This is a genomic window from Sphingomonas sp. S2M10 (assembly GCF_012650175.1).
Classification (GTDB): Bacteria; Pseudomonadota; Alphaproteobacteria; order Sphingomonadales; family Sphingomonadaceae; genus Sphingomonas.
Genome location: NZ_JAAILI010000056.1, coordinates 201,092 through 215,653 on the forward strand (window position 1 = coordinate 201,092; position 14,562 = coordinate 215,653).

General features: G+C 67.4%; 12 protein-coding genes. 4 read left to right on the plus strand and 8 right to left on the minus strand.

Going from position 1 to position 14,562, the window contains the following annotated elements; all coding sequences use genetic code 11:
- Nucleotides 1–131: 131 nt before the first annotated feature.
- From S2M10_RS14560 to S2M10_RS14570, 3 genes are read right to left on the minus strand one after another with little or no spacing between them, the layout of a single operon-like run.
- Nucleotides 132–1,403, minus strand: coding sequence for a mechanosensitive ion channel domain-containing protein (locus tag S2M10_RS14560; RefSeq protein WP_168846705.1), 1,272 nt, complete (start codon nucleotides 1,401–1,403; stop codon nucleotides 132–134).
- The gene (metC, locus tag S2M10_RS14565) at nucleotides 1,400–2,602 is read right to left on the minus strand and encodes a cystathionine beta-lyase (protein WP_168846706.1); all 1,203 of its coding nucleotides are present in this window, start codon (nucleotides 2,600–2,602) and stop codon (nucleotides 1,400–1,402) included. Before metC ends, S2M10_RS14560 begins: the two co-directional genes overlap by 4 nt.
- On the minus strand, nucleotides 2,599–3,429 hold the full coding sequence (locus tag S2M10_RS14570) for a sulfurtransferase (protein WP_168846707.1): 831 nt from the start codon (nucleotides 3,427–3,429) through the stop codon (nucleotides 2,599–2,601). The genes metC and S2M10_RS14570 overlap by 4 nt, the downstream gene beginning before the upstream one ends.
- A gap of 54 nt (nucleotides 3,430–3,483) precedes the next feature.
- Between S2M10_RS14570 and queF the strand changes: the two genes are divergently transcribed.
- From queF to S2M10_RS14585, 3 genes are all read left to right on the plus strand, one after another.
- A complete protein-coding gene (gene queF / locus S2M10_RS14575; protein ID WP_168846708.1) occupies nucleotides 3,484–3,930 on the plus strand; it encodes a preQ(1) synthase in 447 nt (148 codons plus the stop codon).
- 142 nt (nucleotides 3,931–4,072) lie between these two features.
- Nucleotides 4,073–6,343: a glycosyltransferase family 4 protein gene (locus S2M10_RS14580; protein ID WP_168846709.1), complete on the plus strand. Its 2,271-nt coding sequence runs from the start codon at nucleotides 4,073–4,075 to the stop codon at nucleotides 6,341–6,343.
- 52 nt (nucleotides 6,344–6,395) lie between these two features.
- The gene (locus S2M10_RS14585) at nucleotides 6,396–7,682 is read left to right on the plus strand and encodes a glycoside hydrolase family 130 protein (protein WP_168846710.1); all 1,287 of its coding nucleotides are present in this window, start codon (nucleotides 6,396–6,398) and stop codon (nucleotides 7,680–7,682) included.
- Nucleotides 7,683–7,722: 40 nt separating this feature from the next.
- On the opposite strand, the gene S2M10_RS14590 is transcribed toward S2M10_RS14585, so the two are convergent.
- From S2M10_RS14590 to S2M10_RS14600, 3 genes are all read right to left on the minus strand, one after another.
- A complete protein-coding gene (locus S2M10_RS14590) occupies nucleotides 7,723–8,820 on the minus strand; it encodes an ATP phosphoribosyltransferase regulatory subunit (RefSeq protein WP_168846711.1) in 1,098 nt (365 codons plus the stop codon).
- Between the two features lie 20 nt (nucleotides 8,821–8,840).
- Entirely contained in the window at nucleotides 8,841–10,418 is a 1,578-nt protein-coding gene (gene serA, locus S2M10_RS14595; RefSeq protein ID WP_168846712.1) for a phosphoglycerate dehydrogenase, read from the minus strand.
- Between the two features lie 107 nt (nucleotides 10,419–10,525).
- Nucleotides 10,526–11,683, minus strand: a complete 1,158-nt coding sequence (locus tag S2M10_RS14600; RefSeq protein WP_168846713.1) for a phosphoserine transaminase — start codon at nucleotides 11,681–11,683, stop codon at nucleotides 10,526–10,528.
- Between the two features lie 166 nt (nucleotides 11,684–11,849).
- Between S2M10_RS14600 and S2M10_RS14605 the strand changes: the two genes are divergently transcribed.
- Entirely contained in the window at nucleotides 11,850–12,383 is a 534-nt protein-coding gene (locus tag S2M10_RS14605; protein WP_168846714.1) for a hypothetical protein, read from the plus strand.
- A 122-nt stretch (nucleotides 12,384–12,505) separates the two neighbouring features.
- On the opposite strand, the gene groL is transcribed toward S2M10_RS14605, so the two are convergent.
- Both groL and groES read right to left on the minus strand, forming a co-directional pair.
- Nucleotides 12,506–14,149, minus strand: a complete 1,644-nt coding sequence (gene groL, locus S2M10_RS14610) for a chaperonin GroEL (RefSeq protein WP_168846715.1) — start codon at nucleotides 14,147–14,149, stop codon at nucleotides 12,506–12,508.
- A 57-nt stretch (nucleotides 14,150–14,206) separates the two neighbouring features.
- Entirely contained in the window at nucleotides 14,207–14,494 is a 288-nt protein-coding gene (groES, locus tag S2M10_RS14615; RefSeq protein WP_010544804.1) for a co-chaperone GroES, read from the minus strand.
- Nucleotides 14,495–14,562: the final 68 nt, after the last annotated feature.

The window sequence follows — 14,562 nt, forward strand, 5'->3', positions numbered from 1 at the left end:
ATCACCCTCACCCTTCCGCCGCTTCGCGGCTCCCTCCCTCTCCCAAAGGGAGAGGGAATAATCGCCCTCTCCCTTTGGGAGAGGGAGGGACCCGCCGCCGCAGGCGGTGGGGAGGGTGAGGGTGACCCGCCCTACTCCCCCACCCCCCGCATCCGCACATCCCGCCGCGGCGCCGGCACGGTGATGCCGTGCTCGCCGAACAGCTTCCATAGCCGGTTGAGCACGTCGCTCCGTACATTGCCGACCCCGCTTTCCGGATCGCTGATCCACACCAGGATGTCGTGCGCCGCGCCATTCTCCCCCAGCGCGGTGAGCCAGACATTGGGCGGCGGCGTGTCGAGCACGCGCGGGCTTTCGGTGGCGGCGCGCAGCATCAGGTCCTGCGCGAGGTCCAGGTCACAGCCATAGGCGACCGTCACCGCAATCCGCACGCGCACGTTGCGATCGGTATAGGACCAGTTCTCGACTTCCTGGGTCATCAGATTCTCGTTCGGAATCAGATGCTCCTTGCCGTCGCGCGTGACGACGGAGACGGCACGCACGCCGATCTTGTTCACCCAGCCGAAGCTGTCCCCCACCACGATCACGTCGCCCGGCTTGATCGAGCGGTCCATCAGCAGGATGATGCCGGCGATCAGATTGCCGACGGTCTTCTGCATGCCGAAGCCAATGGCGAGGCCGAACGCGCCCGAGAACACCGCGAAGGTCGTCAGGTCGATGCCGAGCAGGTCGATGCCGACGAAGAAGGCCGCGGTGACGATGGCGATGCTCGCCAGCTTCTGCCCGAGCAGCTGCTGGGTGGGATCGAGCCCCTTGGCCCGCCCGATCCACTGGGCGAGCAGCCGGTTCGCCACGCGGACCAGCGCATAGATGATCGTGACGGTGACCAGGAAAGTGAGCAGCGACAGCAGCGACAGCCGCCGCGTACCGATGTCGAAACCGATCCGGGCGAGCAGCGCCTCGATCACGCCCAGCCCGCCCATCGTCTTGCTGAGCAGCGAGGTGAAGGCGATCGCCCCCATCGGCCAGGTGGCGAGCCGCGGCAGGCCCAGCCCGCGCAGCACCTCCACTACTGCCAGCGCCATCGCCAGCCCGAGCGCGATGCCGAGCAGCAGCGTCGCAGGCGGGTGCCAGCCATAACCGCCCGCTATCGGCGAGAGCAGCAGCGCCACCGTCAGGTAGCGGGTGATCCTGCACAGCCTTGCCTGGATGCCGTTGACATGCTCGCCGGCGATGCGGTGCCACAGCCCGGCCACTTGTGCGCCGAGGCGCTGCCCCGCCAGCACGCCGATCGCCAGCGCGCACGCGACGAGGCCCAGCGCCACCGCCAGTTCGCCCAGCTCGGCCGGCGAGGGCATACGCATCCCCATGCCGGCGAACCGGTCGAGCAGGTCGCCGATCATCCGCGCGCGGCGGCGAAGCGGGCGAGGCCTGCTTCGAGATCGGCGATCAGGTCGTCGGTGTCTTCCAGCCCGACATAGAGCCGGATCAGCGGCCCCTCGGCCTCCCAGCGCGACGCGGTGCGGATGCGCTGCGGATCGGCGGGGATGGCGAGGCTCTCATAGCCGCCCCAGCTGAAGCCGATGCCGAAATGGCGCAGCCCGTCGATCAGCGCGGTCCGCGCGGCATCGTCGCCGCCGTTGAGCACGAAGGAGAACAGGCCGGCACTTCCCTTGAAGTCGCGCACGAACAACTCATGCCCCGGGCAGTCGGGCAGCGCCGGGTGAAGCACCCGCGCCACTTCGGGTCGGGTCATGAGCCACTGCGCGATGCGAAGCCCGCTCGCGCCCGACTGGCGCAGCCGCACTTCCATCGTCCGCAATCCGCGCGATGCGAGATAGGCGTCGTCCGGGCTGGCGCAGAGGCCGAGCTGATAGGTCGTCGCGCGCAGCTTCTCATAGTGGCCCGGCGCGGCGGTGACCGAACCCAGCATCACGTCCGAATGGCCGACGACATATTTGGAGCAGGACAGGATCGTATAGTCGATGCCCTTCTCGATCGCCGGAAACAGCAGCGGCCCCGCCCAGGTATTGTCGAGCAGCGTCACGATCCCGCGCGCCTTGGCGACCGCGACGATCGCCGGCACGTCCTGCACCTCGAAGGTGAGGCTGCCGGGGCTTTCCATCAGGATCGCCTTGGTCCGCGCGGTGCACAGTGCCGCGATGCCGTCGCCGATCCGCGGGTCGTAATAGGTGGCGGTGATGCCCAGCCGCTTGAGCATGCCGTTGCCGAACGCCCGCGTCGGCTCATAGCTGCTGTCAGGCAATAGCACCTCGTCGCCGGGCGACAGCACCGCCAGCAGCGCGGTGGTGATCGCCGCGACGCCCGACGGATAGAGCAAGGTCGCCTGCGCGCCGGGCTCCAGCGCAGTCAGCGCATCGGCGAGCGACCACTGGGTCGGCGTGCCGCGGCGGCCATAATAGAGCTTGTGATGCGTATCGGCGCTGCCGCGTTCGCGCATTTCGGCGATGTTGTCGTAGAGGATCGTCGAGGCCCGCCACACTGGCGGGTTGACGATTCCTCCCGTCCATTCCGGGCGACGGCCGGCATGAACGACCCTGGTCGCGTCCTTGTCGTCATGGGTGTCGTCGTGCCCGCTCATGCGCCGAGCGCCTTCGCCGTGTCAGGCTGCGCGCCCCATTCGGTCCAGCTGCCGTCGTACAGCGCGATTCCGTGGCCGAGCAGATGCGCGGCGAAGACGATCACCGAGGCGGTGATGCCCGAACCGCAGGTGGCGACCAGCGGCCGGGTCAGGTCCAGCCCGGCGGCATCGAACACTGCCCGGACGCCCTCGGGAGATTTCCAGTGCCCGTCGCTCTCGAAGAAGCGGCCATAGGGGATGTTCCTGGCGCCCGGCATGTGCCCGGCGGCGCATTCGGGGCGCGGATCGGGCTCCTCGCCGGTGAAGCGCGCCGCCGAGCGCGCATCGACGATCTGCTCGGTGGTGGTGCGCATGTCGTCGAGCGTCCGCAGCTGCGCGGCAGGTTCGCCGGCGCTGAAGCTGGACGGCGTGGCCTGGTGCGGCCCGGTCTCCACCGGCCGCCCCTCGGCATGCCAATGCCCCATGTTCCCGTCGAGGATCTCGGCATGCACGCCGAACATCCGCAGCACCCACCAGGCGCGGCAGGCGGTGTGGTGCGGGCTGTTGTCGTAGAGGATGATGCGCGTCGTCCCCGTCACCCCCAATTGCGCCATCCGTTCCTCGAGCAGGCTGCGCTTGGGCAGCATCGAGGGCAGCGGGTTCTCGGCATCCACCAGCGTGTCGAGATCGAGCAGCCGCGCGCCGGGGATGTGCCCCGCCTCGAATTCCGCGCGCGGATCCTGCTTCGCCGCGCCGGGAATGGTGGAGGTGTAGGTCGCGTCGAGGACCAGCAGGTCGGGGGCGCCGAGCAGGCCGGCCAGCGCGTCGGTGGTGATCAATCCGTCCATGCGGGTAGGTCCTAGCCCTATGGAAACCACACGGCAAACGCCTACATGGCGGCCATGGACGCCAAGCATCTCGGTAAGCAATCCGCCCTGCCCGCCACGCCGGAGGAAGCGGAACTCGACTATGTGCCCAATCCGCGCGCGGGCACACGCTATCTGGTGCGCTTCGCCGCACCCGAATTCACCTCGCTCTGCCCGATCACCGGCGCGCCCGATTTCGCGCATCTGGTGATCGACTATGTGCCGGGCGAGAAGATCGTCGAGTCAAAATCCCTCAAGCTGTTCCTCGGCAGCTTCCGCAACCATGGCGCGTTTCACGAGGATTGCACCGTCGGCATCGGCGAGCGGCTGTTCCGCGAGATGCAGCCGATCTGGCTGCGGATCGGCGGCTATTGGTATCCGCGCGGCGGCATTCCGATCGACGTGTTCTGGCAGTCGGGCAGGCCGCCCGAGGATGTCTGGATCCCCGATCAGGGGGTTCCCGGATATCGCGGCCGCGGCTGAACGGCAGATTTACGACACGAGTCGTCCGGTGTAGGGTTGTGCGCTGCAGCGAGACTGCAACCTATTTGAAAAACGGGAGTTTAACAGGACATTACGGTCCAGATTTGGGCCGAGTCCATCATGCAGTAGCGAAAGGTCCGCCATGGCACGGTCTCCTATGGGTCCCAGGATCCGGCATCTTGCCCTGATCGGCAACTTCCTGCCGCGTAAGTGCGGCATCGCCACTTTTACTGCCGACACCTACACGGCGCTCGCCGAGCGCTATCCGGAGATTCAGGTCGACGTCTATGCGATGGACGACCTGCCCGGGCATTACGCCTATCCGCCGCAGGTGACGGGTTCGATCGCGCAGAACGATCGCGGCGCCTATCTGGAAACCGCGCGCAAGATCGAGGCGAGCGGCGCCGAGGCGCTGTGGATCCAGCACGAATATGGCATCTACGGCGGCGCGGCGGGCGAACTGCTGCTGGCGCTGACCGATCGCATCTCGATCCCGGTGATCGTCACGCTCCACACCGTGCTCGAGCGGCCGAGCGCCGATGAGCGCCGTGTGATGGAGGCACTGATCCGCCGCGCCTCGACGCTGATCGTGATGGCCGAGAAAGGCCGCGAGATCCTCAAGCGCGTCCACGGTGTCGAGGACGGCAAGATCGCGGTCATCCCGCACGGCGTGCCCGATCGCGTCTTTGCCGACACCGCCGAGTTCAAGCCGAATTTCGGCTGGGAAGGCCGCGACGTCATCCTCACCTTCGGCCTGCTCGCGCCGAGCAAGGGCATCGAGACGATGATCGAGGCGATGCCGGCGGTCGCCGCCGCGCATCCGAGCGCGCTCTACGTGATCCTGGGCGCCACCCACCCGCATCTCGTTGCGCATGAGGGCGAGACCTATCGTGATCGCCTGCAGGCGCAGATCGTCGCGCTGGGGCTTCAGAACAATGTCGCCTTCGTCAACCGCTTCGTCGAGCAGAGCGACCTGCTCGACTATCTCCAGGCGGCCGACATCTATGCGACGCCTTATCCCAACCCGGCGCAGATCACCTCGGGCACCCTCTCCTATGCGGTCAGCATGGGCAAGCCGGTGATCTCCACGCCTTATGTCCACGCGACCGAGATCCTCGACCAGGATCACGGCGTGCTGGTCGATTTCGGCGACAGTGCGGCCTTCTCGCGCGAGATCAACCGCCTGCTCGGCGACAAGGACGCGCGCCTCGCGCTGGCCAAGCGCGCCTATGACCGCGGCCGCACCATGCTCTGGGCCCGCCTCGCCGAGCGTGCGATCGCCGCGTTCGACGCCATCCTCGACGAGAAGCCGCACCGTATCCGCACGACTTCGGCCGAACTGCCGACCCTCAGCCCGATACTGACGGCGGTGGAGCGGATGAGCGACGCGACGGGCATGCTCCAGCACTCGATCTATTCGGTGCCCGATCGCCGCCACGGCTATTGCATCGACGACAATGCCCGCGCGCTGATCCTGATGAGCAAGATCGACGAGGTCGACGAGGCGGTGCGCGATCGCTGGACCGCCATTTATGGCGGCTTCGTCCAGCACGCGTGGAATCCCGATAAGCGCAAGTTTCGTAACTTCATGAACTTCGACCGCAGCTGGTGCGAGGACGAGGGCTCGGAGGATTCGAACGGCCGCGCGATCTGGGCGCTGGGCGTCACCGCCCGCGATGCCCGCGCGCAGAAGCATCGCGACTGGGCCTCGGTGCTGTTCGACGAGACCGCGTCGATCGCCTTCGACCTGGGCAGCCCGCGCGCGCATGCCTTCGCGATGCTCGGCGCCGCGGCGATGGCGGAGGCGCATCCGGGCCACGCCCTGTCGCGCGAGATCCTCACCCGCTTCGGCGACGAGCTGGTCGCGCTGCTCGAATCCGCCCGCCGGCCCGAATGGAGCTGGTTCGAGATCGTGCTGGCGTACGACAATGCTCGCCTGCCCGAAGCGCTGCTGCGCGCGGGCCAGGTGCTGGGTCGGCGGGACTTCGTCGATACCGGTCTGGAGACGCTGGCCTGGATCGTCGAGCGTCAGACGTCGCCCGAAGGCCGCTTCCGCGCCGTCGGCACCGAAAGCTTCGGCCGCGAATATGCCGAGCCGTTGCCGTTCGACCAGCAGCCGCTCGAGGCGCAAGCGACCATCGACGCCTGTCTTGCCGCCCATGAAGCAACCGGCGATGTGCGCTGGTCCGAGGAGGCGATGCGCGCCTATCGCTGGTATCTGGGTGCCAACGATCTCGACACGCCGCTCGCCAGCGTCGCCGATGGCGGCTGCTTCGACGGGCTGATGCCCACCGGCCTTAATCGAAATCAAGGCGCCGAGTCGATTCTCGCACTCCAACTGGCGAATTGTGCAATCTCGGCCCTTTCAAAGGGCAACAAAAGCGTGGCAGGACCGGAACTCGCCGTCGCCTGAAGCGATACCGGGGGACGGCGCCGTAACGAGCGCGTTCCCCGGGGGTTGCCAAATGCCGGAACTGTTTCACCATCCCTTGCGGCTTCGTGCCGATCCGTCGCGCGTCGTCGTGCGTCCGTTCCACATCGCCTGGGCGTCCACCAATGGCGGCGCGCCCAGCCGTACCGAGCGGATCGTCAGCGAAGTGCTGGCGCTGTCGCCCGTCCAGGCGCGGGCCGAGCTCGAGTTGGTCCTCAAGGACTTCGAGGCGCGGCACTGGCAGACGCGGCGGGTGTTCATGACCCGCTATGACGAGATCGAGGCGATGCTCGGCCTCGACGGCGCGGCGATCGGGGACGAGAAGCGCCAGCTGCTCGGCGCCTATTTCTGCCACGAATACAGCTATGCCGCCGCCGCGCTGATGAACCCGAGCGCGGTGCCGCATTACGACCAGACCGGCATGCCGCCGGGCAGCATGCGCATCCTGATGTCGCTGCGCGCGGTGGGCGAGGGGCACATCTCGTCGGTCGCGTTTCGCGAAGGCATCATCACCGACGGCAACGAACTCACGCTCGCCCCCGAGCCGCCCTTCGCCACCGCCGCCGACGCGCGCGAGCCCGACGAGCGGGCGATGGAAGGGCCGGTCCGCATCTATCGCCACCGCGACTCGACGCTGTCGGGCACGGTGATCTTTCCGATCACCAAGGCGCAGTCCAACGGGCTGGAGGATCTGCGGATCTGCCACTTCACCCATGACGACGGCACCCCCGAATGGATCGGCACCTACACCGCCTATAACGGCTCGGGCATCCAGTCCGAGCTGCTGCGCACCCATGACTGGCGCGGCATCGACCTGGTGCCGATGACCGGCAGCGCCGCGCGCAACAAGGGCATGGCGCTGTTCCCGCGCAAGGTACGCGGCAAGTACATGATGCTCGGCCGCCAGGACGGCGAGAATATCTTCCTGCACAGCTCGGACGACATCACCCATTGGGAAGGCGGCGAGCTGATCATCAAGCCGCGCTTCCCCTGGGAGCTGGTGCAGATGGGCAATTGCGGCCCGCCGATCGAGACCGACGACGGCTGGCTGGTGCTGACCCACGGCGTCGGCGCGATGCGTAAATATTCGATCGGCGCCGCGCTGCTCGACAAGGACGATCCGTCCAAGGTGCTGGCCCGCTCGCGCGCGCCCCTGCTCGCGGCGGCAGACCAGGACCGCGAAGGCTATGTCCCCAACGTCGTCTATACCTGCGGCGCGATCCGCCACGGCGACTGCCTGTTCATCCCCTATGGCGTGGCGGACAGCTCGGTCGCGTTCGCCTTCGCCCCGATCCAGGCGCTGATCGACCAGATGGAGTGAAGTCCACGCCGTCGCCCCTGCGCGGGGCGACGGCCATGGCTTACAGCGCGACCGGCATCCCGTCGCGCAACTCGTGGCTGCACAGCTGCGCCTGGGGCGTATCCTCTGCCTCCAGCGCCGCGACCGTCACCCAGCCCTGCGCGCGGAGCGCTGCGCCGGTGGCGGCACCGGTGCCGAAGGGCAGGAACAGCCGCCGTCGCGCGTCGCCGCCCATGCCCGCGTCGAGAATCGGATCGGCATAGAGCGAGAATCCCACCGCCGGCTCCTCCCGGCCGCCGTCATGCACCACCATGTAGGTGCCGCCGCGCCCGATCTCGCCGCGCACGCCGCGGGCGAAGATCGAGAAGCCGAGCCAGGTCTGATATTCAAAGCCGTGCCGCTCGGTGGGATCCAGCGTCAGCGCGACGCCCTCGGGGATGCTGGCAGCAATCGTGGCGAGCCCGTCGATCCGGCTGGCGAGCGCGGTACCGGCATCGGTCGCGCGCAGCTTCGCCATCGCGCCTTCGAAGGGACCGGCGGCCTCGATCAGCGGCAGGTACTTCGGATCGATCGCCGCAACGCCGCCGGCATCCTTGGCGTCCAGCCGCTCGCGCAAGGTCGTGAGCTTCTCCGGCGGCAACGTGCCGCTCGCCAGCGTGTCGACCAGATCGGGCAGCGTGAAATCGATGGCGAGTCCCTCGACCCCCGCCGATTGCAACGCCTCGATCGCGACGCGGACGATCTCCATCACCGCCGCCACGCTGTCGCGCCCGATCAGTTCGCAGCCGATCTGGCGCATCGCGCGCCGCGGATCAAGCGCCGGGGCCTTCAGCTTGAGCACCTGCCCCGCATAGCAGAGCCGCACCGGCCGCGGATGGTGGCCCATGCGCGTCGCGGCGATGCGGCCGACTTGCGCGGTCAGGTCTGGGCGGATGGCGAGGCTGCGCTGCGACACGGGATCGACGAAGCGCACCGCGTTGTGCACCGCGCCGGTCTTGAGCCGCGTCGCGAGCTCGTCGGCGAATTCGGCGAGCGGCGGATCGACCTGCTCATAGCCATATTGCCGGGCGAGCCCCAGCACGCGTGTCTCGAGGCGGGCGGCCGCATCGGCGGCAGGCGGCAGGCGATCGTGAAACCCTTCGGGGAGGAGACCAGTCATGGGCGCCTCCCCTAATGGCTTCAGAAGCCGAGCGCCATGGCGGTCTTCACGCCCGGTAGCGTGCGGACCTTGGCGAGCAGCGCGTCGTCCACCGCTTCGTCGACCGAGAGCAGCAGGATCGCCTCGCCGCCGGCCGAGCGGCGGCCGAGGTGGAAGGTGCCGATGTTGACGCCCGCCTCGCCCAGCGTGGTGCCGAGCCGGCCGATAAAGCCCGGGGCGTCCTCGTTGACGATGTAGAGCATGTGGCCGGCGAGATCGGCCTCGACCTTGATGCCGAACAGCTCCACCAGCCGCGGCGCGGCGTTGCCGAACAGCGTGCCGGCGACCGAACGGTCACCCGCCTGGGTGCCGACGGTGACGCGCACCAGCGTGTGATAGTCGCCTTCGCGGTCATGACGAACCTCGCGCACATCAAGACCGCGCTCCTTGGCGAGGAACGGCGCGTTGACCATGTTCACCGTATCCGAATGGACGCGCATCAGCCCCGCGAGCACCGCGCTGGTGATCGGCTTCTGGTTCAGCTCGGCCGCGGCACCCTCGACTTCGATCGCGATGCTGGTCAGCTCGCCATGTGCCAGCTGGCCGACCAGGCCGCCCAGCTTCTCGGCCAGCGCCATGTACGGCTTCAGCCGCGGTGCTTCCTCGGCCGAAAGGCTCGGCACGTTGAGCGCGTTGGTGACGCCGCCGGTCACCAGATAGTCGGCGAGCTGCTCGGCGACCTGGATCGCGACATTGACCTGCGCTTCCGTGGTAGAGGCGCCGAGGTGCGGCGTCGCGACGAAGTTCGGCGTGCCGAACAGCGGATGCTCCTTGGCCGGCTCCTGCACGAACACGTCCAGTGCGGCGCCGCCGATATGGCCCGAATCGAGCCCCTCCTTCAGCGCCGCCTCGTCGATTAGCCCGCCGCGGGCGCAGTTGATGATCCGCACGCCCTTCTTGGTCTTGGCGAGATTCTCGCGGCTCAGGATGTTGCGGGTCTGGTCGGTCAGCGGCGTGTGCAGCGTGATGAAGTCGGCGCGCAGCAGCAGATCGTCGAGCGACATCTTCTCGACGCCCATTTCCAGCGCGCGCTCGGGCGTGAGGAACGGATCATAGGCGATCACGCGCATGCGCAGGCCAATCGCACGATCGGCGACGATCGAGCCGATATTGCCCGCGCCGATCAGGCCCAGCGTCTTGCCGGTCAGCTCGACGCCCATGAAACGGTTCTTCTCCCACTTGCCGGCCTGGGTCGAGACATCGGCCTCGGGCAGCTGGCGGGCGAGCGCGAACATCAGCGCGATGGCGTGCTCGGCGGTGGTGATCGAGTTGCCGAACGGGGTGTTCATCACCACCACGCCCTGCGCCGAGGCAGCGGGGATATCGACATTGTCGACGCCGATGCCGGCGCGGCCGATCACCTTGAGGTTGGTCGCGTGCGCGAGAATGTCCTTGGTGACCTTGGTCGAGCTGCGGATGGCGAGGCCGTCATACTCCCCGATGATCGCCTTGAGCTCTTCGGGCGTCTTGCCGGTGATCTCGTCCACTTCGACGCCGCGCTCGCGGAAGATCTGCGCGGCCTTGGGGTCCATCTTGTCGGAAATCAGTACCTTGGGCATGGAATGCTCCTGTGCACAACGGTGCGCCTGCGACGGCAGGCGCCCGGAATTTCGTAAGGGAATCGCGTGTGGCGCTGGGCTCCTGCTTTCGCAGGAGCACGGCCGGATCAGCCCGCCCTGGCGGTGGCGTAGGCCCAGTCGAGCCAGGGGCCGAGCGCCTCGATATCGGCGGTGTCGACGGTCGCGCCGCACCAGATGCGCAGGCCTGCCGGCGCGTCGCGATAGCCTGCCACGTCATAGGCCGCGCCTTCCTTTTCGAGCAGGCCGGCGAACGTCTTGATGAAGTCGGCATCGGCGCCCTCGACGGTGAGGCACACGCTGGTGCGCGAGCGGATCGCCGGATCCGCGGCGAGATGACCCAGCCAGTCGCGCTCCGCCACGATCTTGTCGAGTGCTGCGGCATTGGCATCCGAACGGGCGATCAGCCCCTCGGCGCCGCCCAGGTCCTTGCCCCATTCGAGCGCGAAGATCGCGTCCTCGACCGCCAGCATCGAAGGCGTGTTGATCGTCTCGCCCTTGAACACGCCCTCGGCGAGCTTGCCCTTGGAGACAAGGCGGAACACCTTGGGCAGCGGCCAGACGGGGGTGTAGGTTTCGAGGCGCTCAACCGCGCGGGGCCCGAGGATCAGCACGCCGTGCGCGCCCTCGCCGCCCAGCACCTTCTGCCAGGAGAAAGTGGCGACGTCGATCTTGTCCCAGGGCAGGTCGTAGGCGAACACCGCCGAAGTGGCATCGGCGAAGCTCAGCCCCTCGCGGTCGTCGGCGATCCAGTCGCCGTTCGGCACGCGCACGCCCGAGGTGGTGCCGTTCCAGGTGAACAGCACGTCGTTCGACCAGTCGACGGTCGCGAGGTCCGGCAGCTGGCCATAGTCGGCGCGCAGCACGGTGGGATCAAGCTTGAGCTGCTTGCCCGCATCGGTCACCCAACCCTCGCCGAAGCTTTCCCAGGCGAGCGTGGTGACGGGGCGAGCGCCCAGCATCGTCCACATCGCCATTTCGAAGGCGCCGGTGTCCGAGCCCGGCACGATGCCGATGCGGTGCGTGTCCGGCAGGCGGAGCAGCTCGCGCATAAGGTCGATGCAATATTGGAGACGGGTCTTGCCCAGCTTCGAGCGGTGCGAGCGGCCGAGCGACTCGATGGCGAGCTTCTCGGGCGACCAGCCTGGAGGCTTGGCGCAGGGGCCGGAGGAAAAATAGGGACGCGCCGGTTTGGTGGCGGGCTTCGCAGGCGCAAGGGTGGCGTCGGCGGCAGTCAAATCAGTCATGTAGACTCTCCTCACAGAGAGCACGCGCGGCGTTGGGACCGCGTGGCCCGCCGACGGCCCTAGCGACGGGGGACCGAAAGTCAATCACGCACATCGTTTCGCTGGAACAATGTTGTGCTCCCGCGACTTTTCCGGACAGCTTCGCAAAAGATCTGGGAGATACGAAATGCGCACGATTCTCGCGGCCGGGCTGGCCGTTATGCTCCTGGCGGCGCCGGCCGTCGCGCAGCAGCAGAAGCAGAGCGTGGGTGACGGCGCACAAGCACCGTTGCGCGACCTGCGGATCAACGAGAAGAAGATTCCGGACGTGTTGCTGCTCGCCGCCTCCGCCCCCTATTCGTCGCAGGGCACCAGGAGCTGCACGCAGATTCGGGCGGGCATCGCCGACCTCAATGCCGTACTCGGCACCGACGCCGATGCGCCCGGCGCCAAGGGCGGCAATGGCGGTGCGATCGCCGCTGCGGGCAGCCGTGCGATCGTCGGCTCGCTGATCCCGGGCTTCGGACTGGTGCGCATGGTCACCGGTGCGGACAAGCAGGAGAAGCGGGTGACCGCGGCGATCTATGGCGGCACCATCCGCCGGGCCTATCTGAAGGGGCTGGGCCAGTCGAAGGGGTGCAAGCCGCCTGCGGCACCGACCGCCACCGCCCGCGCCGCGGTGCCGACCCTGCCGGTCGACAAGGACGACAAGAAGGATTGATCACCCAAATTCCCCTCCCTCCCGCGGGGGGGCAGGCGCCGCGAGCGACGGGTTCGACGACAGGCACAAAAAAGGGCCGGCGGATCGCTCCGCCGGCCCCTCTTTTTACGTCGGGCGCGGACTTAGAAGTCCATGCCGCCCATGCCGCCCATGCCACCCGGCATCGCCGGAGCAGCGGTCTTGTCTTCCGGCAGCTCGGCAATGGTCGCCTCGGTGGTGATCAGCAGGCCGGCGACCGAAGCCGCGTTCTGCAGCGCGGTGCGCACCACCTTGGTCGGGTCGATCACGCCGGCAGCCACGAGGTTCTCGTAGGTGTCGGTCGCGGCGTTGAAGCCGAACGAGGTGTCGGTCTGGTCGAGCAGCTTGCCCGAGACGACGGCGCCGTCCTGGCCAGCGTTCTGCGCGATCTGACGCACCAGCGCGGTCAGCGACTTGCGGACGATGTCGATACCGCGGGTCTGGTCCTCGTTCGCGCCGGTCAGGCCTTCCAGGGCCTTGGTCGCGTACAGCAGGGCCGTGCCGCCGCCGGGGACGATGCCTTCTTCAACGGCCGCGCGGGTTGCGTGCAGCGCGTCGTCGACGCGGTCCTTGCGCTCCTTGACCTCAACCTCGGTCGCACCGCCGACCTTGATCACGGCCACGCCGCCGGCGAGCTTGGCGAGACGCTCCTGGAGCTTCTCACGGTCGTAGTCGCTGGTGGTGACTTCGATCTGCTGGCGAATCTGCTCGGTGCGGGCCTTGATCGACTCGGCTTCACCGGCGCCATCGACGATGGTGGTGTTGTCCTTGTCGATGGTGACGCGCTTGGCGGTGCCGAGCATGCCGAGCGTGACGGTCTCGAGCTTGATGCCGAGGTCTTCGCTGATGACTTCACCCTTGGTGAGGACCGCGATGTCTTCCAGCATCGCCTTGCGACGATCGCCGAAGCCCGGTGCCTTGACCGCTGCGACCTTCAGGCCGCCGCGCAGCTTGTTGACGACCAGGGTCGCCAGCGCTTCGCCTTCGATGTCCTCGGCGATGATCAGCAGCGGGCGACCCGACTGCACGACCGCCTCGAGGATCGGCAGCATCGACTGCAGGTTCGACAGCTTCTTCTCGTGGATCAGGATGTACGGATCCGCAAGCTCGACCGCCATCTTCTCCGGGTTGGTGATGAAGTAGGGCGAGAGATAGCCGCGATCGAACTGCATGCCTTCGACGACGTCGAGCTCGAATTCGAGACCCTTCGCCTCTTCGACGGTGATCACGCCTTCCTTGCCGACCTTCTCCATCGCCTCGGCGATCTTCTCGCCGACTTCACGATCGCCGTTCGCCGAGATGATGCCGACCTGGGCGACTTCCTGGCTGCCCGAGACGGGCTTCGAGCGCGCCTTGACGTCCTCGACGACCTTGGCGACGGCGAGATCGATGCCGCGCTTCAGGTCCATCGGGTTCATGCCGGCGGCCACCGACTTCATGCCCTCGCGGACGATCGCCTGCGCCAGAACGGTCGCGGTGGTCGTGCCGTCGCCGGCGATGTCGTTGGTCTTCGAGGCCACTTCGCGCACCATCTGCGCGCCCATGTTCTCGAACTTGTCCTTGAGCTCGATTTCCTTCGCGACCGACACACCGTCCTTGGTGATGCGGGGCGCGCCGAAGCTCTTCTCGATCACGACGTTGCGGCCCTTCGGGCCCAGCGTGACCTTCACCGCGTCGGCGAGGATGTCGACGCCGCGCAGGATGCGCTCACGAGCGTCGCGCGAAAACTTTACGTCCTTGGCTGCCATGGGACTGCCCTTTCAAATTTCGCTAAGTTTAGGAAGTTTAGGAGAGTGCGAGGTCGCTCAGCCGACGATGCCGAGGATGTCGCTTTCCTTCATGATCAGCAGGTCTTCGCCGTTCACCTTCACTTCGGTGCCGGACCACTTGCCGAACAGGATGCGGTCACCGGACTTGACGTCGAGCGGGGTCACCTTGCCATCTTCGGCCTTGGTGCCGGTGCCGACGGCGACGACTTCGCCTTCCTGCGGCTTTTCCTTGGCGGTGTCGGGGATGATGATCCCGCCGGCGGTCTTTTCCTCGGCTTCGACGCGGCGGACGAGCACGCGGTCGTGCAACGGACGGAAGTTCATTGCCTGATCCTCTTTCAGGTGGATTTCGGTGTTTAGCACTCGGTCCCCCGGAGTGCTAACAAGCGCCA